Source organism: Streptomyces flaveolus (assembly GCF_044765825.1).
GTDB lineage: Bacteria > Actinomycetota > Actinomycetes > Streptomycetales > Streptomycetaceae > Streptomyces > Streptomyces flaveolus.
In genome coordinates this window covers 174,176-199,926 of record NZ_JBIWKU010000007.1, presented here as the reverse complement: position 1 = coordinate 199,926, position 25,751 = coordinate 174,176, and the positions used below count along the sequence as shown (strand labels likewise).

19 protein-coding genes are annotated in these 25,751 nt (G+C 74.5%); 14 read left to right on the top strand and 5 right to left on the bottom strand.

The genetic code is table 11. The features are described 5' to 3' along the window. Nucleotides 1-32: 32 nt before the first annotated feature. Nucleotides 33-1,205, bottom strand: a complete 1,173-nt coding sequence (locus ACIRG6_RS22540; protein WP_364678385.1) for a PP2C family protein-serine/threonine phosphatase — start codon at nucleotides 1,203-1,205, stop codon at nucleotides 33-35. A 184-nt stretch (nucleotides 1,206-1,389) separates the two neighbouring features. On the opposite strand from ACIRG6_RS22540, the gene ACIRG6_RS22535 reads away from it, so the two are divergent. Further along, the gene (locus tag ACIRG6_RS22535) at nucleotides 1,390-1,827 is read left to right on the top strand and encodes a MarR family winged helix-turn-helix transcriptional regulator (RefSeq protein WP_239768571.1); all 438 of its coding nucleotides are present in this window, start codon (nucleotides 1,390-1,392) and stop codon (nucleotides 1,825-1,827) included. A gap of 344 nt (nucleotides 1,828-2,171) precedes the next feature. After that, nucleotides 2,172-3,038: a LolA-like protein gene (locus tag ACIRG6_RS22530; protein ID WP_403324243.1), complete on the top strand. Its 867-nt coding sequence runs from the start codon at nucleotides 2,172-2,174 to the stop codon at nucleotides 3,036-3,038. A gap of 39 nt (nucleotides 3,039-3,077) precedes the next feature. Here the strand turns inward: ACIRG6_RS22530 and ACIRG6_RS22525 are convergent, their stop codons facing one another. Further along, on the bottom strand, nucleotides 3,078-3,608 hold the full coding sequence (locus tag ACIRG6_RS22525; protein ID WP_403324241.1) for an SRPBCC family protein: 531 nt from the start codon (nucleotides 3,606-3,608) through the stop codon (nucleotides 3,078-3,080). Between the two features lie 184 nt (nucleotides 3,609-3,792). Between ACIRG6_RS22525 and ACIRG6_RS22520 the strand changes: the two genes are divergently transcribed. The 11 genes from ACIRG6_RS22520 to ACIRG6_RS22470 all read left to right on the top strand — a co-directional run bounded on the left by ACIRG6_RS22520 (nucleotide 3,793) and on the right by ACIRG6_RS22470 (nucleotide 22,755). Next, a complete protein-coding gene (locus ACIRG6_RS22520; protein WP_364819100.1) occupies nucleotides 3,793-5,010 on the top strand; it encodes a phospholipase D-like domain-containing protein in 1,218 nt (405 codons plus the stop codon). A gap of 51 nt (nucleotides 5,011-5,061) precedes the next feature. Beyond that, nucleotides 5,062-5,718 carry a maleylpyruvate isomerase N-terminal domain-containing protein gene (locus ACIRG6_RS22515; RefSeq protein WP_364678375.1) on the top strand — a complete coding sequence of 219 codons (657 nt, stop codon included), beginning with the start codon at nucleotides 5,062-5,064 and terminating at the stop codon, nucleotides 5,716-5,718. 80 nt (nucleotides 5,719-5,798) lie between these two features. Further along, nucleotides 5,799-6,881 carry a DNA polymerase III subunit beta family protein gene (locus ACIRG6_RS22510; protein WP_364678372.1) on the top strand — a complete coding sequence of 361 codons (1,083 nt, stop codon included), beginning with the start codon at nucleotides 5,799-5,801 and terminating at the stop codon, nucleotides 6,879-6,881. A 73-nt stretch (nucleotides 6,882-6,954) separates the two neighbouring features. Further along, nucleotides 6,955-7,809, top strand: coding sequence for a DUF4132 domain-containing protein (locus ACIRG6_RS22505; protein ID WP_403324238.1), 855 nt, complete (start codon nucleotides 6,955-6,957; stop codon nucleotides 7,807-7,809). Continuing rightward, complete coding sequence (locus ACIRG6_RS22500) at nucleotides 7,806-12,968, top strand: hypothetical protein (RefSeq protein WP_403324235.1); 5,163 nt, start codon at nucleotides 7,806-7,808, stop codon at nucleotides 12,966-12,968. The genes ACIRG6_RS22505 and ACIRG6_RS22500 overlap by 4 nt, the downstream gene beginning before the upstream one ends. A gap of 32 nt (nucleotides 12,969-13,000) precedes the next feature. Further along, a complete protein-coding gene (locus tag ACIRG6_RS22495) occupies nucleotides 13,001-14,170 on the top strand; it encodes an ATP-binding protein (RefSeq protein ID WP_364678364.1) in 1,170 nt (389 codons plus the stop codon). A gap of 5 nt (nucleotides 14,171-14,175) precedes the next feature. After that, complete coding sequence (locus ACIRG6_RS22490) at nucleotides 14,176-17,724, top strand: DUF5682 family protein (protein WP_403324233.1); 3,549 nt, start codon at nucleotides 14,176-14,178, stop codon at nucleotides 17,722-17,724. Further along, entirely contained in the window at nucleotides 17,721-19,652 is a 1,932-nt protein-coding gene (locus ACIRG6_RS22485; protein WP_403324231.1) for a hypothetical protein, read from the top strand. Before ACIRG6_RS22490 ends, ACIRG6_RS22485 begins: the two co-directional genes overlap by 4 nt. Before the next feature lie 174 nt (nucleotides 19,653-19,826). Beyond that, on the top strand, nucleotides 19,827-20,969 hold the full coding sequence (locus ACIRG6_RS22480; protein WP_403324229.1) for a GH12 family glycosyl hydrolase domain-containing protein: 1,143 nt from the start codon (nucleotides 19,827-19,829) through the stop codon (nucleotides 20,967-20,969). A 179-nt stretch (nucleotides 20,970-21,148) separates the two neighbouring features. Next, entirely contained in the window at nucleotides 21,149-22,231 is a 1,083-nt protein-coding gene (locus ACIRG6_RS22475) for a lytic polysaccharide monooxygenase (protein ID WP_364678354.1), read from the top strand. A gap of 134 nt (nucleotides 22,232-22,365) precedes the next feature. Further along, complete coding sequence (locus tag ACIRG6_RS22470) at nucleotides 22,366-22,755, top strand: luciferase domain-containing protein (RefSeq protein ID WP_364682249.1); 390 nt, start codon at nucleotides 22,366-22,368, stop codon at nucleotides 22,753-22,755. Between the two features lie 49 nt (nucleotides 22,756-22,804). On the opposite strand, the gene ACIRG6_RS22465 is transcribed toward ACIRG6_RS22470, so the two are convergent. Together ACIRG6_RS22465 and ACIRG6_RS22460 are read right to left on the bottom strand one after the other, a co-directional pair. Continuing rightward, nucleotides 22,805-24,400, bottom strand: coding sequence for an MFS transporter (locus ACIRG6_RS22465; RefSeq protein WP_403324226.1), 1,596 nt, complete (start codon nucleotides 24,398-24,400; stop codon nucleotides 22,805-22,807). Between the two features lie 129 nt (nucleotides 24,401-24,529). Further along, a complete protein-coding gene (locus ACIRG6_RS22460; protein WP_403324224.1) occupies nucleotides 24,530-25,003 on the bottom strand; it encodes a MarR family winged helix-turn-helix transcriptional regulator in 474 nt (157 codons plus the stop codon). A gap of 120 nt (nucleotides 25,004-25,123) precedes the next feature. Between ACIRG6_RS22460 and ACIRG6_RS22455 the strand changes: the two genes are divergently transcribed. Then, on the top strand, nucleotides 25,124-25,492 hold the full coding sequence (locus tag ACIRG6_RS22455; RefSeq protein WP_189231236.1) for a DUF779 domain-containing protein: 369 nt from the start codon (nucleotides 25,124-25,126) through the stop codon (nucleotides 25,490-25,492). A 34-nt stretch (nucleotides 25,493-25,526) separates the two neighbouring features. On the opposite strand, the gene ACIRG6_RS22450 is transcribed toward ACIRG6_RS22455, so the two are convergent. After that, nucleotides 25,527-25,721, bottom strand: a complete 195-nt coding sequence (locus ACIRG6_RS22450; protein ID WP_318217556.1) for a hypothetical protein — start codon at nucleotides 25,719-25,721, stop codon at nucleotides 25,527-25,529. Nucleotides 25,722-25,751: the final 30 nt, after the last annotated feature.

Below are 25,751 nucleotides of genomic sequence, written 5' to 3'. Positions count from 1 at the left end.
ACGCGATCGCCACAACCCGCCGCACCCGGCCGTCAGTCGCCAGGCGACCTCCCGTGCCAGTCCAGGCACACGATCAGGGCGTCGTCCTCCGGTACGGCCTCGCCGCGGTGACCGGTCAGCTCCCGCAGGACGGCGCGCGGCACGTCGGCGGCGGGCAGCAACCGGGTCGAGTGGATGGCCCGGGCGAGGGCCGCCTCCCCGTACGCCTCTCCCTTCGGGGACGCCACGGCGTGGACGCCGTCACTGACGAAGACGAGCCGGTCACCGGGCTCGACGTCGAAGTCCTGCACCACGTAGTCGGTCTCCTCGAACATGCCCAGCGGCAGCTGGGCGTCGAAGGAGACGCGCTCCACGGTGCCGCCCCGCAGGCGCCACAGCTCCGGCGAGCCCGCGTCCACGACGCTCGCCCGGCCGGCGGCCAGATCGAAGTCGAACATGAGGACGGACAGGTAGCAGCGCCCCTGGTAGTGGGCGTAGACGGCCTGGTCGGCCAGGGCGGCCTGATCGGCGATGGAGATGCCGGCGCGCCGGGCGTTGCGCAGGGCGTTGATGGCCAGGTTCGTCAGCAGGGACGCCTCTATGCCCTCGCCCATGCCGTTGGTCACGTACAGCATCAGGTGGTCGGCGGTGGCGGACCAGTCGAAGTTGTCGCCGAAGATGGCGTAGGCGGGCTCCAGCTGAGCCGCCAGCTCGTACTCGGGGCGTGAGCAGGAGCGGCCGGGCAGCAGCTGCCACTGCATCTCCGCGGCCAGGGTCAGCCGGTCCTTGCGGCGCGCCTGCAGATACAGGTCCGTGTCGCGCTCCGCCACCATCACCTCGTGCCCCAGCACGTCGGCGATCTCGGCGAGTTCGGACTCCCACTGCCGCGCGGCGTCGGCCTCGGCCAGGGTGACGGACAGCACGCCGAGCCGGTCGCCGCGCACACTGACCGGCAGATGCAGGCGCGCCCGCCCGTCCCGGGTCTCCTCGCAGTACGGCTTCTGCGAGCCGAAGGCCCGGCCTGCCGGGCTGTTGTGCACCGACACCGGCTCCATGGTGTGCGGCAGTACGGAGACCGGCTGAAGCACGGTCAGGCCGTAATCGGCCATGAAGAGCTCGACGTCCTCCGCGCCGTACTGGTCGATCAGTACGGCACGGATGGCGTCGAGCAACTCGTGGGGAGCCGCTGTACGCAGAGCGCGTTCAGCGACCACAAATCTGTTCATGATGGGGGATACACCTGTCTTTCGCCGAATAGCGGACGCGCTCCGCTCACGGAGCCACGTCGGGCGCCCCGAGTCATAGGTGACCAGCGCGTGCGCCTAGTACGCTGGCAGGCACCCCAGTGCCTGCGAGAGTGTGATCGTGACTGCCTTCCGCCGCCGCCCGGAGCCCGACGAGGTCGCTCGTGTGACCACCACGGCCGTTGAGCTGCTGGAAGTCGTGTGGGGCCGGGCTTCCACGGCGCCCACCTCCGCGTCCCAGCTGCGCGTGCTGCATATCCTCGAGCACCACGACGGCATCAACCTGCGGACCCTGGCCGAGTCCCTGGCCTCCACACCGCCGTCGACCAGCCGACTGTGCGACCGGCTGCACGCGGCCGGATTCGTCGAGCGGGTGACGAGTCCGGCGGACAGGCGCGAGGTGCGGCTGCACCTCAGCAGCCGGGGCCGCGCGTTCCTCGCCGACCTGCGCGCGCGCAGGGAGAGGGAGTTGCGGAAGGTGCTGGCGGACATGCCCGCCGGCAAGCGGGTCGCCCTGCTGGAGGGGCTGGAGGCGTTCTGCGCCGCCGCGGCGGCGCAGACGCACGAGGACGACATCCCGGACTCCGGCAGCCGGACCGCCTGAACCACCGTTCGAGGCACCGGAGTCACTGCCGCCCTCGGGCAATCGTGACCAGCACACGGAGTGGTCTCCGTCCACCGGAGCATTCCTGGTCCTTCCCCACAGTCCGACACGGCCACTCTGTTGCCTCACGACCATTGTTGTCAAACGGCAACAATGGTGCTCGGCAACCCTTTCCGTCGGTCGGTTACCCCCTGAAGCGCATCTTCTGCACCGGTTGTGCGGAGATCTCGAAAATGAGCCAACCACCCCCTCCCCTGGCGTGTCCACGACCGCGCCGGGCACTCGCGGCGAAAGCCGACGGCACCACTGGGACGGTCGGCCATCGCGAGGAGAGAGGAACACGCATGGGGAGCAGGGGGATGAAGGCGGGCGCGATCGCGACCGCCGTCGTCATGGGGAGCGTCGCCCTGACGGGTTGCGGTGACGACAGCGAGCCGGCGGCCGGCGGGTCCACCGCCTCGACAACCGCCGGCAGCTCCGCCGGAGCCCGGCAGCAGGACACCACGGCCGTGCGCAACGCCTACGACCGGACGGCCGAGGCCGAGACGGCGAAATTGACGATCAAGGTGAAGGCCGACGCGAACGGCAAGTCGGTCACCGCCGACGGGCAGGGCGCCCTCGACCTGGCCGAGGGCGGCAGCACCATGACCATCACCGCCGAGGGCCAGAGCATCGAGCAGCGCGTGGTCGACCAGGTCCTCTACCAGAAGGCACCCGACCCGAAGGCCGCAGGCGGCAAGCCCTGGATGAAGATCGACCTGAAGCGGGTGGCAGGTCAGCAGGGCGCGAACCCGCAGCAGATCGGTGACCCCGCCCAGTCCGCCGCCTATGCCAAGGCGATCACCGACAGGGACGTCTCCGAGGTCGGCACCGAGAAGATCGACGGCGTCGACACCACTCACTACAAGGTCTCGATCGACGTCGCGAAGCTTCCCGGCGGCGCCCAGCTCGGCAAGCAGATCGGCCCGACGCTGCCCATGCAGATCTGGCTCGACGACGAGGGCCGCATCCGCCGCCAGCAGATCGACATGGCGCTCAAGGCCCCGGCTTCCGCCCAGCCGGAGGGCAGTGCATCGCCCCAGCAGGTGAAGGTCAGCACGCTGATGGAGTTCTCCGACTTCGGCATGGAGGTCGACGCCGAGGCTCCGCCGGCACGTCAGGTGACCGACGTGACGGGCCAGGTGACGCGGGGCGGCGGGACACAGAACTGAGCGCTCGGCAATGCCGGGGCCGGCTGCTCGGGACTCCGCTCAGCCGGCCCGCTCCGCCAGCGCCTTGATGCCGTGCAGCGTCTCCTCCATCCCGGCACGGAGCTCTTCCAGGCGGTGGGAGATGATCTCTTCCTTCCGGTCCGGGCGGGCTTCGACGGCGAGCGTGACGCCGCTGCGCCCCGGCCCGAGGACCGCCGTCTGGCGCAGCCGGGTGCCGTCGCCGTCGGCGTCGAGTTCGTAGCACCAGGAGGCCAGCGCCCGCGCGGGGTCACGTGCCGGCTCCCCGAAGCGGCCGTCCTCGTCCAGGACGGCCCAGGCGAACACGCGGTGCTCCTCCAGCCTCACCACCTGGGAGACGGTGCGCCACTCACCCAGCAAACGGTGACTGTTGTGCCCCTCGAAGCGCGCGCCGACCACGGGACGCAGCGCGCCGTCGAGCCAGGCGACCCGCTGGAGTTCCGGGCTGAGCCGGGCCGGCAGGTGGATGTCGGTCACCAGGTCCCAGACGCGCGGCAGGGCCGCCCGGACCCGCACGTCGCACCGCACCCGTGGAAGCTCCGCAGAGCCCATGTCGCCCCTCCTTATCCGCCGGGCACCGCCCCGCAAGGGCGGCCGGCGCCCGCAGCAGCCCGAGCTCGCAGGCTAGCCGAGGCCACCCTCCGTGAGCCCGGTGGCCAGGGGTGTGGGGGGCGGATTAAGCTTCCGGGGCCCCGGCAGCGCAGGGACGGCCGCGGAACATGCAGGTGGAGGACCGATGCCAGAGCAGGTTGCAGCGCCCGGGCGCACGAACACGACGGAACGGCGGCCCGGCGCCGGCCCGGCCGCTGTCCAGCGTCTGCGGCGCCGCCTGGAGCGGCTCATCGGCGTGGCCGCCACCGAGGGAAACGAGCTGACCGCGCTGCGCAACGGCGACGAGATCTTCCCGGCCATGCTGGAGGCGATCCGGTCGGCGCAGCACACGGTCGACATGATGACGTTCGTGTACTGGCGGGGCAGCATCGCCCACGACTTCGCCGCCGCCCTCGCGGAGCGGGCCCGGGCCGGGGTCCGGGTGCGGCTGCTGCTGGACGGGTTCGGCGCCAAGGAGATCGAGCAGGAACTGCTCGACAGCATGGACGCGGCCGGTGTGCAGGTGGCCTGGTTCCGCAGACCGCTGTGGCTGTCGCCGTTCAAGCAGAACCACCGCTGCCACCGCAAGGCGCTGGTGGTCGACGAGCACACGGCGTTCACCGGAGGTGTCGGCATCGCCCAGGAGTGGTGCGGCGACGCCCGCACCCCGGACGAGTGGCGCGACACCCACGTCAAGGTGCGGGGCCCGGCCGTGGACGGCATAGCCGCGGCGTTCGCCCAGAACTGGGCCGAATGCCACGACGACCTCTACGACGACCGGGACCGGTTCACCGAGCACACGCAGCCCGGCACGTCCGTGGTCCAGGTGGTGCGCGGCTCGGCCAGCTTCGGATGGCAGGACATGCAGACCCTGATCCGGGTCATGCTCACCTCCGCCGAGCACCGTTTCCGCCTGGCCACCGCCTACTTCGCCCCCGACACCTATTTCATCGACCTGCTGTGCGCCACCGCACGGCGCGGGGTGACGGTGGAGATCCTCCTGCCCGGCCCGCACACCGACCAGCGGGCCTGCCAACTGGCCGGCCAGTACCACTACGCACGGCTTCTCGACGCGGGCGTGTCGATCCGCCAGTACCAGCCGACCATGATGCACGCCAAGATCATCACGGTGGACGGTGTGGCCTCGCTGATCGGTTCCACCAACTTCAACCGGCGCTCCATGGACCACGACGAGGAGGTCATGCTCGCCGTGCTCGACGAGGAGTTCACCGCCGGCCTGGACCGGGACTTCGACGCGGACCTCGAGCGCAGCGTCGCGATCGACCGGACCCGCTGGAAGCGCCGCGCCGCACTGCAGCGGGTGAGGGAAGCCGCGGTCCTGCCCGTCCGGCGCTTCCTGTAGGCGTTCCGGGCGCGGCTTGTCCGTGCCCGGCCACCGCACTACGTTGCCGGCGTGGATCTCTTCTCACGCTCCTGGACGGCGCTGCGCGCCGCCGTCGCCGGACTCCGGGACGAGGACTTCGCCGAGCCGTCCGGCTGTGCCGGCTGGCTCGTGCGGGACCTGGTGTGCCATCTGGTCATCGACGCGCAGGACGTCCTGATCACTCTCGTCACCCCGGCCGGGACCGAACCGACCGTCGACGCGGTGTCCTACTGGAAGGCCGGGGACCGGCCGCCGACCGGTGAGGACCCCCTCGACGCGCTGACCGTCCGGCTGGCCGCCGCGTACGGGGACCCGCGACTGCTCGCGTTCCACCTCGACGACGTCGGTTCCGCCGCGGGCCGGGCCGCCGAACTCGCCGACCGCGGCGCCCGGGTGAGCACCCAGGGCGAGGTCCTCACCGCCGGCGACTACCTCACGGCGTACGTCCTGGAATGGACCCTGCACCACCTCGACCTGGTCGCGCACCTCCCGGACGCGGCGGGGCCGCCGGCGGAGGGCCTGGCCCACTCCCGCGCGGCGCTGGAGAAGATCGCCGGCGCCGTGTTCCCGGAGTCGTTCACCGACACGGACGCGCTGCTGGTGGGCACCGGCCGCCGGGCCCCGACCGGCGCGGAGGAGACCGCACTCGGCGGGCTCGCCGCGCGGCTGCCGTTCGTGCTCGGCTGACACCGGCCGGGCCCGGGCGGCGGGACGGAATTGACCCTCGACCTGGTCAAGGGCCCAGAGTCACGGGCGTGGAGAGCGAGATGCGCAGTATCGGTGAGACGGCCCGCGACAGCGGCCTGGGCGTGAGCGCCCTGCGGTTCTACGACCGTGCCGGTGTGCTGGTCCCCGCCCGGGTGGACCCGGTGACCGGCTACCGCTGGTACGCGCCGGAACAGGTGGAGGAGGCCCGGGTGCTGGCCCGATTGCGCCGGACCGGGATGCCGCTGGCCGACATCCGGCTGGTGCTGGCCGGCTGGTCCGGCCCGGATCCCGACCTGGTGCGGACCCTCCTCCGGGCGCATCTGCGCCGCCTCGAACAGGGGCTGTCCGATGCCCGCGGCGAGTTCTCCACGCTCCGTGTCCTGCTCGACCACAGGGAGAACCCCATGACATCGCTCCGTACCGGCACCGTGCGGCTTTCCGTCCCGGCGCCCGGCCTGGCCTCCGCGCTGGACGCGGTCCGTTTCGCGGCCGGCACCGACCCCGAACTGCCGGTGCTCGGGGGTGTGCTGTTCGACCTGGAGGACGGCGCGCTGCGCGTGGTGGCCACCGACCGGTACCGGCTCGCCGTGGCGCGCGTCGGGGCCGCCGGGCACGACGGGCCCCGCGTGCAGGCCGTCGTGCCCGCCCCGCTCGCCGACGCGATGCGGGCGCTGCTGACCGACGAGGGAACCGTCGGGCTCACGGTGGACGGTGACCGTGTGACGCTCGACAGCGGGGACCGGCAGGCGGCCGGTCAGTGTCTCGCGCACGACTTCCCCGACTACCGCCGTCTCGTCCAGTTGCCGTCCGGGCGCCGGACCGTCGTCGACGTGCCGGCGTTCCGGCGGGCATTGGAGACCGGTCCCGTCCGCCCGGACGAGGACGGCGGGCAGGACCGTGCTCCGACCGACCTCAGCGTGCTGCGCGTCGCGGACGACGGCACGGTGGCCGTCTGCGAGGACGGCGACGACGCCGCGGACCGCGTGGCCGTGAACCGCGCGTTCCTGCTGCACGCGCTGGACGCCGGCGCCCGGGACCGGCTGGTCCTGGAGTTCGGCGCTCCCACCGCGCCCCTCGCGATCCGCCGGACCGACGACGAGGACACGTTCTCGCTGCTGATGCCGGTCCGCCTGGAGAGCTGACCGGCGAACGGCGTTGTCAGTGGCCTGTCCTAGAGTTCCCGGCACTTGATCACTGCGGTGCGGGGAGGCACGTATGGGGTGGGTGACGGCCGGGGACTACGAGGTCGCCCTGGACGACGGGAAGGTGGTGTGCCGCAACGCGGCCGGACGGCGGCTGAAGTCGGTGCCCGCCAAGCTCGCGGACGATCCGTCCGTGGTCGGGCTGCGGCAGCTCGCCGAGTGGCTGGAGCGGCACGAACGCCAGTGCCTGACCGACGTGGAGCGGTGGATGGTGCGGTCGCTGCCCGTGCCCCTCGACGTCCTCACCCGGGTGTGGCCCGACCCCGCCTGGCGGTCCGCCCTGCGCGACCTCGTGGTCACCGGGGCGGACGGTGAGGTCGCCGGGTTCCTGCGGGACGCCGACCCCGAGCGCGGGCTCGGCCTCGTCGACCTCGACGGAGACACCGTGCGCATCGCCCCCGCCCTCGTGCGCCTTCCGCACCCGGTGCTCCTCGAGGAACTGGAGGAACTGCGGGAGTTCGCCGTCGAGCTCGGCGTCGAGCAGCGGGCCCAGCAGCTCTTCCGCGAGGTCTGGCACCGGCCCGCCGGCCTCGACCCGGAGGCCACCTCCGTCGAGGAGTACGCGGGCGGCACCTTCAGGGAGCTGCGTTTCCTGCACGGCCGGGTCACCCAGCTCGGCTACCGCGTGCGCGGCGGTTACGCCGTCTGTTCCGTGCGCGAGGAGGGGCACGGTGTCGAGGCCCGGGTCTGGGTCGGCGAATACGACGGCTACGAGGAGACGGAGACCGGTCCCCTGATGTGGACCGACGCCGCCGGGCAGGCGCTGAAGCTCGGCCGGATCGGGCCGGTGGCCTGGTCGGAGGGCATGCGCATGGCCGCGGCGCTGTACGCCGGGCGCGACATCGAGGACGAGGAGCGGGCGGCATGAACGGCACGCACGGGACGAACACCGCAGGCGGGCACCTGTCCGCCGCCCCGGGCTCCGGCGCGACCGGGTACGACGACGCGACGGCCGCCGCCCTGCTGGAAGCGGGCGCGATCCTGCCGTCCGGGAGCACCGGCCGCGAGGACGCCGACACCCTCACCGTCCGCACCTACGCGCACCCCGCCCTCGACGACCGCAGCGTCGTCCGCCTCGTGCCGGGCACCCTCGGCGACGCCGAGGACCTCGCGCTGGACTTCCTGGGACTGACCCGGGAGGCGGAGACGCCCGAGGTCGGTCAGGTGCGGCGGGAGACCCTCGGTTTCCCCGCCTGGGCCCTGGTCAACGACCCGGCGAACGGGCATCACGCCCTGGCCCTCGTCAAGGACGTCGAGCGGCTCGCCCGGCAGGCCAAGTCCCGTCCGGGCACGGCCAAGGAGGGCTTCGAGGAGCTCGGCGAACGGCTCGGCAGGGCCGTGCCGCACTTCCTGCCCACCTTCTACGAGCAGGCCGCCCGCATCTTCCTCCAGCACGACAACACCACTTACGCCGCCGCCTTCTTCGGCAAGGCCCGCGACGCCGAGCGGGTGCACGCGCTCGCCGTCGACGAGGAGCGGCAGCGGGCCGTCTTCCTGGAGTTCGCCTTCGCCGGGGCCCTGACGGTCAAGGCGCTCAAGCAGCACGTGAAGGACCTCACCGCCCGGCTCGACGGCGCTCACGCGTGGGACCAGTTCCGGCAGTTGACCGTGGAGCGCTGCGCGGCGGGCATGCCGCCGTACGCGTCGCTGCCGCAGGACGCGCGCACCCTCATCAAGGCCGCGGGGCTGCCCCGGGCCGAGGCCGAGTGCGCCCTCGTCGCCGACCTGATCGCCTCACCCGCCGCCGTGCGGGCGCCCGCCTCCTTCTGGACCGCCTACCGGGCCACCCTGACCCTCCTCGCCGAACAGCGGCCGGGCGTACGGGCCCGGCTGCTGGAGATCATGCCGGCCGGACTGGACCGCACCACCGAGGCCGACGAGTTCTGGCTGGAGCTGCTGGCCGAGTGCGGAGCCGACCGGCTGCTCACCGGGGAGACCGGCGGCGCCGACCAGGCGGACGGCGTCGCCGAGGGCGTGGACGCGGCCGACTGGCTGAGCCGGTGGGCCGCCCACCGCAAGCACGGCGGCACGGTCGGCGACCGCTCGCCGGCCACCCTGGACCTCGTCGCCCGGATGGCGCCACGGCTGCGCGCCGACGGACGGCCCGTCGACCTGATCACCGGCCGCCGGCACGCGGGCGCCGACGTCGACCTGCTCGACCTGTGCGCCGCCGAGGACATCCCCCTGGCCCTCCCGGACCCCGACACCGAGGTCCACCTGCGGGTGAACGAGTGGGTGCTCTCCGACCGGCCCGGACGGCGCGACCTGGCCGCGGTCGCGGCGGACCCGCGGCTGCGTCCCCTGCTGCTGCGCGCCGTCGGCGCGGTGGGCGGCGACCGGACCGGGTCCCGGGCACTGGAGCACGTCGCCGAACACCCGGTGCTCGGCGACGTGCTGCGCGAGTGGCTGGACGGCGCGGTCGGTGAACTCGCCGGCGCGACGGGCCTGCCCGGGGCCCGTGCGGCGCTGAACCGGCTGAGCCCCTTCCGTTCCGTGGCCCCGCGCGTCAATCCCGAGGCCGTCGCCCGGGTCGCCGGGTACGCGACGGCCCCCCTGCTCGGGCGCACCCTGCGGGCCGGCGTCCTGGACGAGCTGGGCTGGCCCGCGCTCGACGAGGCGCTGCGGCTGCTCGACGCCGAGATGCGCAAGGACCGCGACAACACGCTGATCGTGAACGAGGCCTGGCCCTGCCTGATCCTGAGCCGCGGGAACAAGGTGCTCGTCGTGGGTCCGGAGGGCATCGTGCTCGAACACGAGCTGCGGCTGCCGGTCGCTCTGGGCCGCTGGGAGCGCCCGCAGTTCCGCTACACCGACGGCGAGCTGCTGGTGGTGTGGTGGCACGAGGGCAAGCAGCGCGGCTACTGGTCGGCCCGGCCGTCCGAGGTGCACACGCTCACCGGTGAGCAGGTGGTCCACGGGTGGCACGGCGACCACACCGGCGCTCCGTCGCTCCCGCTGCCGGGCGGCGGCCGGGTCACCGGCGGCCGCACCCTGCACGCCGGTGACACCGTCCTGCCCGCAGGCCGGCCCGTCCTCGGGGACGGCACGCTGTTCTGGCGTCAGGGCAGGCAGGGACGGCAGCGGGTGTGGCTGGAGTACGACCCTGAGACCGGCACCCACGGACGCGCCTCCCTGCCGGCCTTCCTGCGCTCCGGCATCCGGGACGACGCGACGCTGCTGCAGGACCAGTGCGAGTCGCTGCCTCTGCAACCCGGCCTGGAGAAAAGCCCGTTCGGCACCGACGGAACCGTCGTCGGCCGCTGGGTGCGGTCCGAGGACGATGCCGAGGAACTGCGCACGACCACCGGTACGCCGGACGGGCGCACCGTCACGCTGCACACGCCACGGCGCGGGACGCGCGCCGTTCCGCTCGGCGCGCTGCGGCTGCCCGGCGGCGCCGAGCCGGTCGTGGCCCGGGCGCACCGGCGGATCTCCCTGTTCGCGCAGGACGACCCCACCGCGAGCGGTGAGCTCGGCCATGTCACGCCGAACGAGCGGGGCGGGACGTTCGCCGCGGGCACGCCGTTCGTGCCGCCGGTCGCGTTCTGGCACGCGCTGCGTCCCCGGGACGAGGCCGCGTCGGCCGTGCTGCGGTCCCTCACCGACGAGCGTGCGGCCGAGGTGCTGGGGGAGGCGGCACGGGCGCTGGCCGAACGCGAGGCCCAGGTGGCCGCGGCCGCTCGCTCCGGCGGGGCGGCGAACGGCCCCGCCGGGACGGCCGGTGGCACGGCCGGCGCCCAGGGTCCCGGTGGCCCGGGGGGCTCCGGTACGGCGGTGGACGCCGACGGCAAGCCCGTCGTGCCGAGCGCCGACGACGTCGTGCGCCGGGCCGTGTCCCGCTCGCTGCCCGAGCTCACCGACAAGGCGATGCTGACCGGCGTGGCGGGCCTGGTGCGGACGACGCTCCAGATCGCCGGCCAGGCCACCACGTTCGCGACACCGCCCGTGGAGAAGCCGGACCGCCGGCTGCTCGAGGGCATGTTCGCGGACTACCGCCCCGAGCACGGCACCGACGAGATCCTGCGTGAGGCCACCTCCGGCCTGACCCGGCTGTGGGGAGGCTACGGCGGGAGGGACCAGTGGCACACACTGCGTCAGATCCGCGCGGTGAACCACGTGCTGTCGGGGATGCCCGCCGACGGCAGGAAGCTGCCCGACCACGCCCGCCTCGCCGCCCTCGGCGACGGGTGGCGCAGCGAGGAGCACACGGTCCCCGGCATCGGCCTGGTCTGGCCGCCGCTGCTGGCCGTGCTGCGTCCGCTCGCCTACCGTGCCGCCACGCCGGCCCTGCCCGCCGCCGCACGCGAAGCCCTGCTGCTGCTGCTCGACGTACTCGCCGAAGGGATTCTCACCGCACCCGGGAACTCCCTGCGCGAGGTCGTGCTGAGCGAGCCGCGCGACAACCGGCAGCGCGTCGGGCAGGTGATGCGCCGCGACGGCCGTACCGTCGTCGTGCTCGGCTGCCAGAGCACCGACTACGCCCGCGACCGTGTCCACTGGCTCGCCCTGGACCACGATCCGACGGGCCGGTTCGGGGCCGTCGCCCACTTCGTCCTGGAGCGGGAGACCCGGTACGCCCCGGCGCTCACGGCCGACGAGCTCACCGCCGTCGTCCGGCTGGTCCGGGAGAAGGACGCCGCTCCCTGGCAGGCCGGGGCGCCCGCCGCGCTCACCGAGGCGACACACGGGGCCCTGGGCCCCCTCCAGGCCGCGGTGCTGCTCGCGGGACACCCGGCGGACGTCAGCGCCGACGCGCTGGCCGTGACCGGCCTGAAGCCGCGTCAGTTCGCCGCGGGCGAAGGCATGCTGCACTCGCTCACCCAGGAGGACCGGGCGGCGCTCATCGGCGCCCTGCTGCCCGAGACCCCGGCCGACCTGTGGACGTCCGGGCCCGACACCCGGGCGGCGGGCCGGGTGTGGGCCGAGCGCCTCGGCTCCCTCGTCCGCGTGCCCGAGGACCTGGCCGCCTGCCTCGACGGACTGCCGACCGGATACGCCGAGGCCGTCCTGAACCCGGCCCGCACCGCGTGGCTCTGCCGTACGACCGTGCAGCGGCCGGACAAGGACGGCCGGCTGGTCGCGGAGGACCCCGCCGCGCTGCCCGCAAGCCACGACCTGACCGGCGCGGTCGCCGCCCTCACCGCCCTGGCCTACGCCCTGCCCCACGGCCATCACCTGCGTGCGGTACTGCCGGACGGCCTGGCCGCGCTGCGGCGCCGCCTCGCCGACCCCGCGCTGCTGCTCGACGTGAACGTCGGGTGGACCGAGAAGGGCGGGTACACCGCCGGCGAGCTGCGCAAGGCGTACGGACTGCCCGCCGCCGGCGGCGCCGACGAGGACGGCACGACCTGGGCCGGGGAGGCGCTCGCGCTGCGCCCCTGGCACGGCGACGCGGAGATGGTCCTGATCCGCCCGGCCCGTCTCACCGGACCGGACGACGCCGTCTTCGGACTGCTCGAAGGACTCGTGGGCCCCGCCCGCGGAACGGGCCTGCGGGCGCTGCGGACCCTCCTCGGCGACGAGCCGGCCCGGGCCGTCGCCGCCGGCCGGGATCCCGACGGCCCCGTCGGCTACGCCCAGGACCCCACGGTCGGCGCGCCGGACCTCGTCGCCGAGGTCGCCGCGGCCCACGGCCTCGGCGAGGACGCGGCGGCGCTCTACCTTCAGCTGCTCGCCCTGCCCGATCCGACGGACCGCAACGTGGCCCGCTGGACCGGCTGGAAGCCCGCCCGTCTGAAGAAGGCCCGCGCCGAACTCGCCGCCACGGACCTGGTGGTGGAGGCCAAGCGGTCCCGTGCCGGGCGCTCGCTGTTCCTGCCCTGCGGCTGGCTCGACCTCAAGGCCCCCGCACTGCCGGTGGAGACGTGGAAGGAGGGCCTCTACCCGGTGCGCGGAGGGCTGCGGGCCGTGCCGCTGCTGCCCGTGCCCGAGCTGTTCGCCCGCGCCTGGGCCCGGGTCCGCGCCGGCGACGCGCCCGCCTACGAGGAACTCGTCACCCGGCCCGCGCGAAAGGGCCGCCGCCGATGACCACCGTCCCGAGCTCAACGGAAGACCCCTCGATGACCACCACCCTGTCCCCCGACACCGCCCGTCAGATCGTGCCGCCCGAGGACCGGTACGCCACCGAACTGGCCTTCCTCGCCGCGTACGACGCGGGCCCGCGCCCGCCCGCGTGGCGGCTCACGCCCCGGGCCGTCGTCACCTTCGTCATGGGCAGCGACGGCCGGGCCCTGCGCCTGCCCGACGACGCCGAGGTGCCCGAGGGTGTGCCGCGCCGGCTCGAGGTGGAGGGCAAGTTCGTCGGCGACCGGGCGCTGGTCGAGCGGTGTGTCGTCACCCTCGCCGGGGAGCGCGGCCTGCTGCTCGTGGGCGAGCCGGGCACCGCCAAGTCCATGCTGTCCGAGCTGCTGTCCGCCGCCGTGTGCGGCACCAGCGGCCTGGTCGTGCACGGCACGGCGGGCACGACCGAGGACCAGCTGAAGTACGGCTGGAACTACTCTCTGCTGCTGGCCCAGGGGCCCAGCCGGCAGGCGCTCGTGCCCTCGCCCGTCCTGACCGCGATGGGCCGTGGCGGCATCGCCCGGGTGGAGGAGGTCACCCGCTGTCTGCCGGAGGTGCAGGACTCCCTGGTCTCCCTGCTGTCCGAGCGGCGCATCGCCGTGCCCGAGCTGGCGGGCACCGACGACGCCCTGGCGCACGCGGCACCGGGGTTCAACCTGATCGCCACCGCCAACCTGCGCGACAAGGGCGTCTCCGAGATGTCCGCCGCGCTCAAGCGCCGCTTCAACTTCGAGACGGTCGGCCCCATCCCCGACCTCGACGCGGAGACGGCGCTGGTCCGCAGCCAGGCGCGGGCCTCGGTCGAGCGGGCGGGGGCGCCCTTCCGGGTCGACGACGCCGTACTGGAGGCGCTGGTCACCGCGTTCCGTGACCTGCGCGAGGGACGGTCGGCGGAGGGCTGGGAGGTCGAGCGTCCGTCCACCGTGATGAGCACCGCGGAAGCCGTGTCCGTCGCGGGCGCGCTCGGGCTGGCCGCGGCCTACTTCCCCGGCGACCGCGACGTGCTGGGGCTGCTGCCCGGGCACCTCCTCGGCGTCGTGCGCAAGGACGACCCCGCCGACGCGGCCCGGCTGCGGGGCTACTGGGACGGTCCGGTGCGGCGCCGCGCGGAGCAGGGTTCGGCCACCTGGCGCACCCTGTGGGACCTGCGCACGGTACTGGAGGCCTGACAGCCGTGTCCCTCTCCCCGCTCTCCTCCGCCGCACCGTCCCTGACACCCGGCGAGGCGGCCGACGCGCTCACGGATCCTGCGGCGCCCTATCTCATCGGCGTACGGCATCACGCGCCGTCCCTGGCCGCGGCCGTGCCCGCGCTGCTGGACGGGGCCGCCCCGGACGTCCTGCTGGTCGAGCTCCCCGCCGAGATGCAGGAGTGGCTGCCCTGGCTCGGCCACGAGGAGACCCGGGCGCCGGTCGCGCTGGCCGCGGCGCCCACCGAGGGGGGCGGGGGCCCGGCGTTCTATCCCTTCGCCGACTTCTCCCCCGAACTGGCCGCCGTGCGCTGGGCGGCCCGGCACGGGGTCCCGGTCGTCGCGTGCGACCTGCCGCTGGCCGACCGGGCGTGGAGCGGCGCCGGAGACCCCTCGCCGGAGTCCGGCCGACGCGGTCTCACCCGCGCCCTGCGGGCCCGGCTGACCGGCCGTCCCGGCGAGGACCTCTGGGACCGTCTCGTCGAGGCGACGGCTCCCGGCTCGGAACCCGAGGCACTGCGGCGTGCCGCGCTGCTGACCGGGTGGGCGCTGCGCGAGGAGGCGGCCGCCTCGGGCGGGGTGCCCGAGCTGGACCTGCGCCGCGAACGGTGGATGCGGGACCGGCTGGCCGCCGCCACCGCGCACGGGGAGCGGGCCGCCGTGGTCGTCGGCGCCTTCCACGCCCCGGCGCTGGCGCTCCCCGCCGGGGACGGGGAAAGGGAAGCCGACGCGGACGCCGGGGCCGGGGCCGGGCGGCCGGTGTGGACGACCTCGCTCATCCCGTACACCTACGCGCTCCTGGACGAGCGGTCGGGCTATCCGGCCGGCATCCGGGACCCGGAGTGGCAGCACCTGGTCCTGGGTGCGGCGGGCGATCCGGCCGCGCTGGAGGATGCGCTGACCGGGACGGCCGTACGGGTGTGCGCGCGACTGCGCGCGCTGGGGCATCCGTCGGGGCCCGCCGACGCACGTGAGATCACCCGGTTCGCCTCGGACCTCGCACGGCTGCGGGGGCTGCCGGCGGCGGGCCGGGGGGAGCTGGTCGAGGCGGTGCAGACGGTGCTCGCGCAGGGTGAGCCGTACGGCAGGGGGCGGGCCGTCGCGCGGGCGATGGAACAGGTGCTCGTCGGGACGCGCGCCGGCCGCCCCGCCCCGGGCGCACCGCGCAGCGGTCTCGCCCCGGCGGTGGAGGCGGAGCTGTCGGCCCTCGGACTGCCGGGTCCCGCGACCGACGGACCCGGCGGCTCGAAGGCCCGGGATCTGCGACTCGATCCTCAGCGCTCCGGCCTCGACCGCCGGCGCGACCTGCTGCTGCGCCGGCTGACGGTGTGCGGGGTGCCGTACGCGGAGCCGCGGGAGGTCGTCGGCGCGGGAGGCGCCGAGGCGCTGACCACCCGGTGGGAGGTGCGCTGGACACCGGCGACGGAGGCGATGCTGTCCGCGGCCGGCGTACGCGGTGTCACGCCCGCCCAGGCCGCCGAAGGGGTGCTGCGGGAACGGTGGCGGGCGGAGCGGGACGAGGGCGGGCCCACGCCCGCACAGACGCTGGAGGGACTGCGGCAGGCGGCGGAGTGCGGTCTGCCGGAGCTGACGGACGCGCGCCTCACGGAGGCCGCCGGGGTGCTGCCCGGCGCCGCGGCACTGTCCGAACTGCTGACCGGGCTGGGCCTGCTGGACCGGTTGCGGGCGGGGCACTTCGCCGGGCTCGGCACCGACGAGGACCGTACCGCCCGGGCCGCCGCCGTGGCCGAGCTGCTCACCGCGGCGGCGGTGCGTCAGGTGGACGGCCTGGCCGGCGCGGAGGACCCCGCGGACGCGCACGCCCTGCTGGAGCTCGCCCACCGGGCGGACCTCCTCGGCGGCGTCCGGCTGACCGACGCGCTGGCCCGGCTGGCCGAGGACGGTTCGCCCTTGATGCGGGGTGCCGCCGGAGCCGTCCGGGTGCTTCTCGGGCACGAGGACCCGCGGGTGCTCGGCGAGCGCGTCGCCGCGTGGGTCGACACGGCGAACGACCCCGCGTCCCGGGTCGCGCTCACCGCACGGCTGACCGGGCTGCTGACGGCCGCCGGCCCGTTGCTGGAGTCGGCGGCCCCGGCGCTGGAGCCGCTCCTGAACCGGGTGTCCGAACTGCCCGACCGGGACTTCCTCGAGCGCCTGCCCGCTCTGCGCGGCGGCTTCGACGCCCTCAGCCCGGCGGCCCGCGACCGGCTTCTGTCCACCGTCGAGGAGCAGTTGGCGGTCGGTCACCTGGGCGAGACGGGCACCGTGGACCCGGTCGCCCTCGCCCGGTGGACCGGCGCGGACCTCGCGGCCCGGGCCACCCTCGGCGCCCTCGGACTGCTGCCCCCGCCACCGGCCGGCGAGGCCGGAGCACCCGGGCCCGTCGCCGCGCAGGGGGCCGTGCCGCCCGTCGCCGGCGAGGAGCGCCGGCCGGCCCCCGCCGACCGCTGGCGGCTCGTGCTGGGCCGCCGGACCGACCGGCTGCCCCCGTCGGCGGCCGCACTGGCCACGGCGTTGGACGAGCTGTACGGCAGCGGACGGGGCGAGGGCAGCCGAGGCGACCTGAGCGGTCCCGGCCGGGCCGGCGGCCGGGAGGCTCCCTACCCCGGCGTGCGGGAGTGGTCGGAGGACCTGGCGGCGCTGTTCGGCCCGGGCATCCGCGAGGAGGTCCTGGCGGCCGCCGCCGCCTCGGGCCGGCCGGACGTGCTGGCCGAGCTTCACCCGGACAGCGCGCGGCCCTCCGTCGACCTGCTGCGGACCGTGCTCCGGCACGCGGGCGGCCTGCCCGAGTCCCGCCTGGCCGCCCTCCGGCCACTCGTCCGGAGTCTGGTCGACGCGCTGACCCGGCAACTGGCCACGCGGCTGCGTCCCGCGCTGCACGGTACGGTCCTGCCCCGCCCGAGCCGCCGGCCGGGCGGGGGCCTGGACCTGGCCCGTACGCTGCGGGCCAACCTGGCCTCCGCGCGCCGCGGCCCGGACGGCACCGTCCGGGTCGTCCCCGAACGCCCCGTCTTCCGCACCCGTGCCCGGCGCGCCGCGGACTGGCGGCTGATCCTGGTGACCGACGTGTCGGGGTCCATGGAGGCGTCCACGGTGTGGTCCGCTCTGACCGCCTCGGTGCTGGCGGGGGTGCCCACCCTGTCCACGCACTTCCTGGCGTTCTCGACGAAGGTCATCGACCTCACGGACCACGTCGACGACCCGCTGTCCCTGCTGCTCGAGGTCAGCGTGGGCGGCGGCACCCACATCGCGGCGGGCCTGCGGCACGCCCGCGAGCTCGTCACCGTGCCGTCCCGCACCCTCGTCGTGGTCGTCAGCGACTTCGAGGAGGGCTACCCGGTGGGCGGCCTGCTCGCCGAGGTCCGTGCCCTGGTCGGGGCCGGCTGCCACGTCCTGGGGTGCGCGAGCCTCGACGACGCGGGGCGGCCCCGGTACTCCACCGGCGTCGCGGGCCAACTCGTCGCGGCGGGCATGCCGGTCGCCGCCCTCAGTCCGCTCGAACTCGCCCGCTGGGTAGGGGAGAAGATCGCATGAACCCGCAACTCCCGCCGGTCGACCCCGCGGTGACGGCCGAACTCGTCGCGGCGCTGACGCCCCGGCTCCGCAAGCGGCTGGACGCGGGCGTCACCAAGGTGGCGGGACGGCCGGCGGTGCGCGAGGGCGACGTGGTGCGCATCGCCGTGGACGACGACACCGACCTCGAACTGCACGCCCCCGGCGGCGTGGTGAGCAGCGCGGACACGATCCGCTGCGGTTGCCTGCTCGCGCCCGACTGCCTGCACCGCGCCGCCGCGGCCTCGGCCGCACCGATCGCCGACCCGACCCAGCCGTCGTTCGCCGACGCGCCGGAACCCCCGGCCACGGACCCGACGCGCCCACCGGCCGCCGCCCCGACCGACCCACCGACCACGAACCCGACCCAACCACCGCCCGCCGCCCCGACCGACCCACCGCCCACGGCCCCGGCTCAGCCGCCGGCCGCCGCACCGGTACCGCCCAGGGTCACGCACCCGCCGCAGCGGCCGGACGGCGACCCCTCGGACACGAACCCCCCGTCGACAGCACCCGCCCCGGCCCCGGACAGGGCCACCCCCGAGCAGCGCGCCGCCGCCGCGGACCTGCGGGACGCCGCCGCCGCGGTACTGGAGGCCGGTACGGACGGCGCCGGTGCCGTGGTCCAGGCGGAGCTGCTGCGCGCGGCGCACACCGCGCGGCTCGCGGGGCTGCCCCGGGCGGCGGGCCGCGCGGTCTCCGTCGTCACGGCGTTGCGGGCCGCCCGGAGCGAGGACGCCGCCTACCGCCTCGCCGACCTCGCCGCCGCGCTCCGCGACGTCCTGCGGCTCGCCCACCGCCTCCCCGACGCCGAGGGACAGGAACTCTCCGCGTTGCGCGGCAGCGTGCGGCAGCCGTACGCCCCGAACGGTTCGCTGCGCCTGTACGGGCTGTTCTCCGAGCCCGTGCTCACGGCGACCGGATACGCGGGCGCCGTCACCTGGACCGCCGACGCCACGGGCAGACTCCACACCGTCTCCGACGTCGCGCCGGGCGGTGCCGGCCGGGCCACGGGCGCCGCCGACCGCGGCGTACGCATCGGCGACACGACCCTGACCCACCGTGAACTGTCGCGCGCCGGCCTCGTCGTGTCCGGTGCGACCGTCTCCCCGACGGGCCGCCTGGGCGCGGGGGCGGGCGTCCGGGCGGTCCGCGCGTCCGGTGCCGCGTGGCACGACGAGCCGCTCGACCGTCTGTGGGCGGTTCCGGCGGCCGAGCAGGTCTCCCGTGCGCTGACGACCGACCAGGACCTGCTGTTCCTCGACGTCACGCTCACCGGCACGGTGCGCGAGGCGGCGGGCGAGTGCCTGATCGCCGACTGCGCCGGACTGACGCTGCGTCTGGCCGCCGCCCACGACGATCCCGCGCTGCCCCACCGCGACAACCTCCGCCTCCTGGCGTCCGCCCGGGGGTCCCGCCTGCGGGTCGTCGCCCGTCTCACGCCGGCCCCGTTCCCCCGCGCGCTGCTCCTGGCCGTCAGCCACCCCACCGACCCCGGCGCCCGGGTCGACCTGGGCCTGGACCGGCTCCGCCGCGCGGATGTGCCCGCGCACGTCCCGCCGGCCACCGCGTCCGCGCCCGACACCGACGAGGCCCCGGTGCATCTGCTGCGCCGCAGGGTCCACCAGGCCGCCTCCGGTGGGCGCCGGGTGCTGGCGTTCCCCGGCGGCCGGGACGCCGACGGCCCGCGTCTGCGCCGGCACGGCCTGGTCACCGCGGGCGAACTCCTCGACGAGCTGCACGCCGCCGCCGCGGACCGCGCCCGGGACCCCTTCGGCCGGCTCCTCCCGGCGGACACCGGCCGCTTCGCCCGCGCCTGGCTCGCCGCCGCGGTCTACACGGAGGAACTCGACCGCGCGCTGTGCGCCGCCGCGTGGGGGGTGGACCCCGGCCTGCGTGGCGCCTCCTGACCTGGCCCTTCGAGATTCGTTCGACACCATCGGTGCGCACAGTCTTGTCAGGGACATGAGCGACTTCTACAGTCCTCAGCACACCGGTAAGTGGGAGCGCTCCCACCAGTGGGGAGTTGGGAGCGCTCCCGCACCGGCCCCTTCCCCCGCACCCCTCCCGGAGAGGCCCCCCACATGCGACCGTCACGGCACCAAGTCCGCCCCTTACGGGGCCTGCTGGGCGCGCTGCTCGCGGCTTTCGCCGTCGTGGCGTCACTCGTCACCGCGGCGGCGCCGGCCCAGGCGGACACCGCGATCTGCGAGGCGTTCGGCACGACGACGATCCAGGGCCGCTACATCGTCCAGAACAACCGCTGGGGCACCAGCGCGACGCAGTGCATCACCGTCACCGACTCGGGCTTCCGCGTGGACCGGGCCGACGGCTCCGTACCCACCAACGGCGCCCCGAAGTCGTACCCGTCCGTCTTCGACGGCTGCCACTACACCGCCTGTGCGCCGGGCACGCGCCTTCCGGCCCGGCTGAGCGACATCTCCAAGGCGCCCACCAGCGTGTCCTTCGGCTATGTCGACAACGCGGTCTACGACGCCGCCTACGACATCTGGCTCGACCCGACCCCTCGGACCGACGGAGTGAACCGTACCGAGATCATGGTCTGGTTCCATCACACGGGTCCGGTCCAGCCGGTGGGCTCCCGGGTGGGCACGGCCACCGTGGCGGGCCGCTCCTGGGAGGTCTGGTCGGGCAACAACGGCTCCAACGACGTCCTGTCCTTCGTCGCCCCGTCGGCGATCGCAGGCTGGAGCTTCGACGTCATGGACTTCGCCCGGCAGGCGGTCTCCCGCGGACTCGCCGGGAGCGACTGGTACCTGACGAGCGTCCAGGCGGGCTTCGAGCCCTGGCAGGGCGGCGCGGGCCTGGCGGTGACCTCCTTCTCGTCGGCGGTCGACACGGAGGGTGACCCCGGCGGGCCCGGCGACCCGGGCGGCCCCGGCGACCCGGCGGCGTGCGAGGTCGCGTACGCCACGAACGTCTGGCCGGGCGGCTTCACCGCGAACGTCACCGTCACCAACACCGCCGCCTCCCCCGTCGACGGCTGGCAGCTCGCCTTCGCGCTGCCCCCCGGACAACGCGTCACGAACTCCTGGAACGCCTCCCTGGCCCCGTCCACGGGCACCGTCACGGCGACCGGCCTGGACCACAACGCCCGGATCGCGCCCGGCGGCAGCCTGACGTTCGGCTTCCAGGGGACCTACGGCGGCTCGTTCTCCGCGCCGGACGCCTTCAGACTCAACGGCACCGCCTGCGCGACCGCGTAGCGCCGCACACCGTGGCCCACCGGCCGCACAGCGCTCTTCCCCCGCTTCCCCCCACTCCCCCGCCCGTCCGGTTGATTTCCTCCCCCGGCCGGGCGGGGGCTCCACCGCACGGCACACACCTCCTGGTTGTCATGCACGGATCATGAACAGCATCCACGGAACGAAACAGGAGACCCCCCATGGCTCGACGCAGCAGATATCTGTCCCTCGCGGCGGTACTGGCCACCCTGCTCGGCGCCCTCGGCGTGACCGTCCTCTTCGGACAGGGCCGGGCCGAGGCGCACGGCGTGGCGATGATGCCCGGCTCGCGCACCTACCTGTGCCAACTGGACGCCATCACGGGCACCGGCGCCCTGGACCCGACCAACCCGGCGTGCCAGGACGCGCTCGACGGCAGCGGGGCGACGGCGCTGTACAACTGGTTCGCCGTGCTCGACTCCAAGGCGGGCGGGCGCGGCGCCGGTTATGTGCCGGACGGCACGCTGTGCAGTGCCGGCGACCGTTCCCCCTACGACTTCTCCGCCTACAACGCCGCCCGCGCGGACTGGCCCCGCACGCATCTGACGTCGGGCGCGACGATGAAGGTGCAGTACAGCAACTGGGCGGCCCATCCGGGTGACTTCCGGGTCTATCTGACCAAGCCGGGGTGGTCGCCCACGTCCGAGCTGGGCTGGGACGACCTCCAGTTGATCCAGACGGTGACCAATCCTCCCCAGCAGGGCTCGCCCGGCACCTCCGGAGGCCACTACTACTGGGACCTGGCGCTGCCCTCGGGCCGCTCGGGCGATGCGCTGATCTTCATCCAGTGGGTGCGTTCGGACAGTCAGGAGAACTTCTTCTCCTGCTCCGACGTCGTCTTCGACGGCGGCAACGGCGAGGTCACCGGCATCCGCGGCTCGGGCAGCACACCGACCCCCACGCCGCCCCCGACCACGCCGCCGCCCACGCACTCCGGTGACTGCATGGCCGTCTACTCCGTACAGAACTCCTGGAACGGCGGCTTCCAGGGTTCCGTCGAGGTGATGAACCACGGGACGAAGCCGCTCAACGGCTGGGCCGTGCAGTGGCGGCCCGGACCGGGGACCACGCTGGGCGGTGTGTGGAACGGCTCGGTGTCGAGCGGTGGCGACGGCACGGTCACGGTCCGCAACGTGGACCACAACCGCGTCGTCCCACCGGACGGCAGCGTGTCCTTCGGCTTCACCGCCACCTCCACGGGCAACAACTTCCCGGTGGGGACGATCGGCTGCGTGACGCCGTAGTTCGGCGGTGGCGGGCGCCGCGCGACCGTGCGCGGCGCCCGCCCAGGACTCCGGGCGCGCCCGCCGGCCTCACGCCCCGGTTACGAATCGCTCAACCCCTGGTTGCGGCGCGGTGATCCGGCGACGATGGGGGCATGACTCTGGCCCAGCGCGCCTTTGAGCGGCTGCACGCCTGGCCCGACCTCACCAAGGGTCCGGCCAGTTGCGGAACCGGGCGGGCACTGCGCTCCGTCCATGACGAGATCGTCCACTTCCACTCGGACCGGGACGTGGACCTCCACCTGACCCACCGGGCCATCCAGCGTTTCCAGTACGACCTGGGCGGCTCCAGCGCCATACACCTCGTCCCCGGCTCCCGCTGGGTGACCGTGCACCTGGACTGCGACGCGGACGTCGACCTGCTGCTGAGCCTGGTGAGCATCGCCCTGAAGGCCCATCAGTCCCGGCCGGCCGCGGACCTGCCGTCGGGGTGCAACTTCCACCGCGTGACGGTGCTCCCCCGCTCGGCGGCCGGGGAGATCTGAGACGGCGGCGGCGGTGCCCCGAGCCGGAGGGGGCACCGCCGCGCGGGGTTCAGTGGTCCGCCGGCTGCTCCGCGGTGCGCCGGATGCCGACGGCGGCGACGGCCGCACCGAGCACGCAGAGAACGCCGGTGACGACCACGGCCGCGTGGACGCCGTTCATGAACGCCTGTGCGCTGCCCTCCACCACGGCGGCCCGCAGCCCGGCCGGCATGTCGCCGGAGACGGGTGCCACGCCCATCGCCACCGCGTCCTTGGCCTCGAGCAGCCCGTGGGCCATGGCCGGGGGCACGCCCGCGCCGGTCAGCTCCCCGGTGAGGGTGGCGCCGACCTTGCCGCTGATCAGGGAGACCAGCACGGACGTACCGAGCGCGCCGCCGATCTGCAGGGTCGTGGCCTGCAGACCGCCGGCCACACCGCCGTCCCGGACGGGAGCGTTGCCGACGATGGCGTCGGAGGAGGCGGCCATCACCATGCCGACGCCGAGGCCGAGCGCGACGAACGGGGGCCACATGGTGGCGTAGGAGGAGTCGGTCTGCCAGGTGAGCATGCCGAAGCACGAGGCGGCCTGGAGCAGCATGCCCAGCGGCATGGTCAGCCGGGCCCCGAAGCGCTGGGTGAGGGCCGCACCCAGGGGCGAGGCGACCAGCGAGGCCAGGCTGAGCGGAAGCGTCCGCACGCCCGCCTCGACCGGCGTGAACCCGCGCACGTTCTGCAGGTACAGCATGACGAAGAAGATCACGCCGAGCATCACGAAGAAGTTCAGCGCGGTGATGACCGCGCCGGTCGTCAGCGCGCGGCTGCGGAACAGGCGCATCGGCAGCAGCGGGTGCTCGACCCGGGTCTCGTGCCGGCCGAACACGATCAGCAGGACGAGCCCGGCGGCGACGGCGCCGAGCGTGCCCGCGGAGGTCCAGCCCCAGGTCTCGCCCTTGACGACGCCGAAGACCACGGCGAGCAGTCCGAGGGCGAGCAGGACGAGGCCGGGGATGTCGAAGCGTTCCCGTCCGGCGGTGTTGCGGCTCTGCGGGAGGACGAGGAGGCCGAAGGCGATGGCGACGACGCCGATGGGGGCGTTGACGTAGAAGACGGACTCCCAGTCGACGTGCTCCACGAGGAGGCCGCCGACGATGGGTCCGAGGGCCGTCGCGACGGCGGAGACCATGGCCCAGATGCCCACGGCCATGCCGAACTTCTTCGGCGGGAAAACGCTGCGGAGCAGTCCGAGGGTGTTGGGCATCAGCAGTCCGCCGAAGACGCCCTGCAGGGCGCGGAAGGCGACGACGCCCTCGATGGATCCGGACAGGCCGATGGCGACCGAGGCGAGGGTGAAGCCGGCGACGCCGGCGAGGTAGTAGGTGCGCCGGCCGAAGCGGTCGCCGAGCTTGCCGCCCAGGATGAGGGTGGCGGCGAGCGCGAGCAGGTAGGAGTTGGTGACCCACTGCAACTGGGCGGTCGACGCGTGCAGGTCGCTGCCGATCTCGGGGTTGGCGATGGCGACGACGGAGCCGTCGAGCTGGACCATGAACAGTCCGAACGCGACCGCCAGCAGGGTCAGCCAGGGGTTGGACCGCAGCCGGCGGCCGGCCGCCGGCGGGGCGGTCTCGGCCGCGGGCGTGAGGGGATGATCCACGGACGTGGACGGCATGGGTGAGCCTTCTCTTCCAGGTTCAGGGTGGTGCGGAGAAGGGGCGGGGCGGTCCGCGGGACGACGGCGGGCCGGCCGCGGGCACGACGGTGTGCCGGCGGCCGGCGGGAAAGCCTGGGCCCCGCCCGGTCAGCGGGCGGCGGGGTGGAGGTGCCGGGTGAGTGCCTCGAGGGCGCTGACTGCGGAGCCGAGCGCACCCTGCTCGCCCTCGGTGAGGGAGGTCAGGGCCTGGCGGATGAACGCGGTCTCCAGGTCCCGCACCTCGGCCACCCGCTCACGGGCCGTGGCCGTCAGGTGGAGGCGGGCGACCCGCTTGTCGGCGCTGTCCTGCCTGCGTTCGAGGTCGCCCCGCTCGGTGAGCTGGGAGACGAGGGCGCTCACGTTGTTCGGCTTCATCAGCAGCGCCTCGGCGGCCTCACGCACCGTGGCGCCCTCGTGCTGCGCGACGAAGCGCAGCAGGGCGAGCCGGCCCTCGGGGGGCTTGGGGTGCGGGTACTCCGCGCCGACCTGCCGGTCCAGCGCCCGGTACAGCGCGGGAAGGCACGCCGCGAGGCCACTGGCCACACGGTCGAGGTCCCGGTGGGGGGTGCTGGAGTCGGTCACCCGAGCAGAGTATGTATGGCGACATAGGTATGTCAAAAGAGGTTTCCGGGCGGACACCGGGGCGCGGGCACCGGGTCTCCGCAACGCACTCGCAACCTTGCTCGTGCTGACATGCACGGCATGCGCGACACATACGAGGAGATCCCACGCGTCGAGCTCACCGCCTCGGCGGCCGCCCTGCTGCGGCACCTGCGCGCGGCCCACGGGCCCCTGATGTTCCACCAGTCCGGCGGGTGCTGCGACGGCAGCGCACCCATGTGCTACCCGGCCGGCGAGTTCCGCACCGGCGCCGCGGACGTCCTGCTCGCGGAGCTGGTCGTGGAGGGCGTCGAGGAGCCGGTGGCGTTCTGGATGTCCCGCAGCCAGTTCGCGGTGTGGAGTCACACCCGGCTGATCGTCGACGTCGTCGAGGGGCGGGGCAGCGGTTTCTCGCTGGAGGCGCCCGAGGGGGTGCGTTTCCTCATCCGCTCCCGCGTCCTCGACGCGTAGCCCCTGTCCCCGCGGGCGCCGCCCCGGCCCTCCGTCACGGTCTGAGGCTGCCGACGACGTCCGCCGTGGCCATGAGACCGCTGTTGATGGTCGGGGCGATGCTCGTGCCGGCCAGGTAGAAGCCGAGCAGCAGGCAGACCAGCGCGTGCGAGATCTTCAGTCCTCCGTTGCGCAGGAAGAGCACCGCCAGGATCGTCAGCAGCAACACCACAGAGATGGAAATGGCCATCGTCAACCTCCTCCGCCACGTCCACTTCGC

Coding starts and splice junctions, on each gene's coding strand:
- ACIRG6_RS22540 (WP_364678385.1), bottom strand. CDS start 1,205: ATGAACAGATTTGTGGTCGCTGAACGCGCTCTGCGTACAGCGGCTCCC.
- ACIRG6_RS22530 (WP_403324243.1), top strand. CDS start 2,172: ATGGGGAGCAGGGGGATGAAGGCGGGCGCGATCGCGACCGCCGTCGTC.
- ACIRG6_RS22525 (WP_403324241.1), bottom strand. CDS start 3,608: ATGGGCTCTGCGGAGCTTCCACGGGTGCGGTGCGACGTGCGGGTCCGG.
- ACIRG6_RS22520 (WP_364819100.1), top strand. CDS start 3,793: ATGCCAGAGCAGGTTGCAGCGCCCGGGCGCACGAACACGACGGAACGG.
- ACIRG6_RS22510 (WP_364678372.1), top strand. CDS start 5,799: ATGCGCAGTATCGGTGAGACGGCCCGCGACAGCGGCCTGGGCGTGAGC.
- ACIRG6_RS22505 (WP_403324238.1), top strand. CDS start 6,955: ATGGGGTGGGTGACGGCCGGGGACTACGAGGTCGCCCTGGACGACGGG.
- ACIRG6_RS22500 (WP_403324235.1), top strand. CDS start 7,806: ATGAACGGCACGCACGGGACGAACACCGCAGGCGGGCACCTGTCCGCC.
- ACIRG6_RS22495 (WP_364678364.1), top strand. CDS start 13,001: ATGACCACCACCCTGTCCCCCGACACCGCCCGTCAGATCGTGCCGCCC.
- ACIRG6_RS22485 (WP_403324231.1), top strand. CDS start 17,721: ATGAACCCGCAACTCCCGCCGGTCGACCCCGCGGTGACGGCCGAACTC.
- ACIRG6_RS22480 (WP_403324229.1), top strand. CDS start 19,827: ATGCGACCGTCACGGCACCAAGTCCGCCCCTTACGGGGCCTGCTGGGC.
- ACIRG6_RS22475 (WP_364678354.1), top strand. CDS start 21,149: ATGGCTCGACGCAGCAGATATCTGTCCCTCGCGGCGGTACTGGCCACC.
- ACIRG6_RS22470 (WP_364682249.1), top strand. CDS start 22,366: ATGACTCTGGCCCAGCGCGCCTTTGAGCGGCTGCACGCCTGGCCCGAC.
- ACIRG6_RS22465 (WP_403324226.1), bottom strand. CDS start 24,400: ATGCCGTCCACGTCCGTGGATCATCCCCTCACGCCCGCGGCCGAGACC.
- ACIRG6_RS22455 (WP_189231236.1), top strand. CDS start 25,124: ATGCGCGACACATACGAGGAGATCCCACGCGTCGAGCTCACCGCCTCG.
- ACIRG6_RS22450 (WP_318217556.1), bottom strand. CDS start 25,721: ATGGCCATTTCCATCTCTGTGGTGTTGCTGCTGACGATCCTGGCGGTG.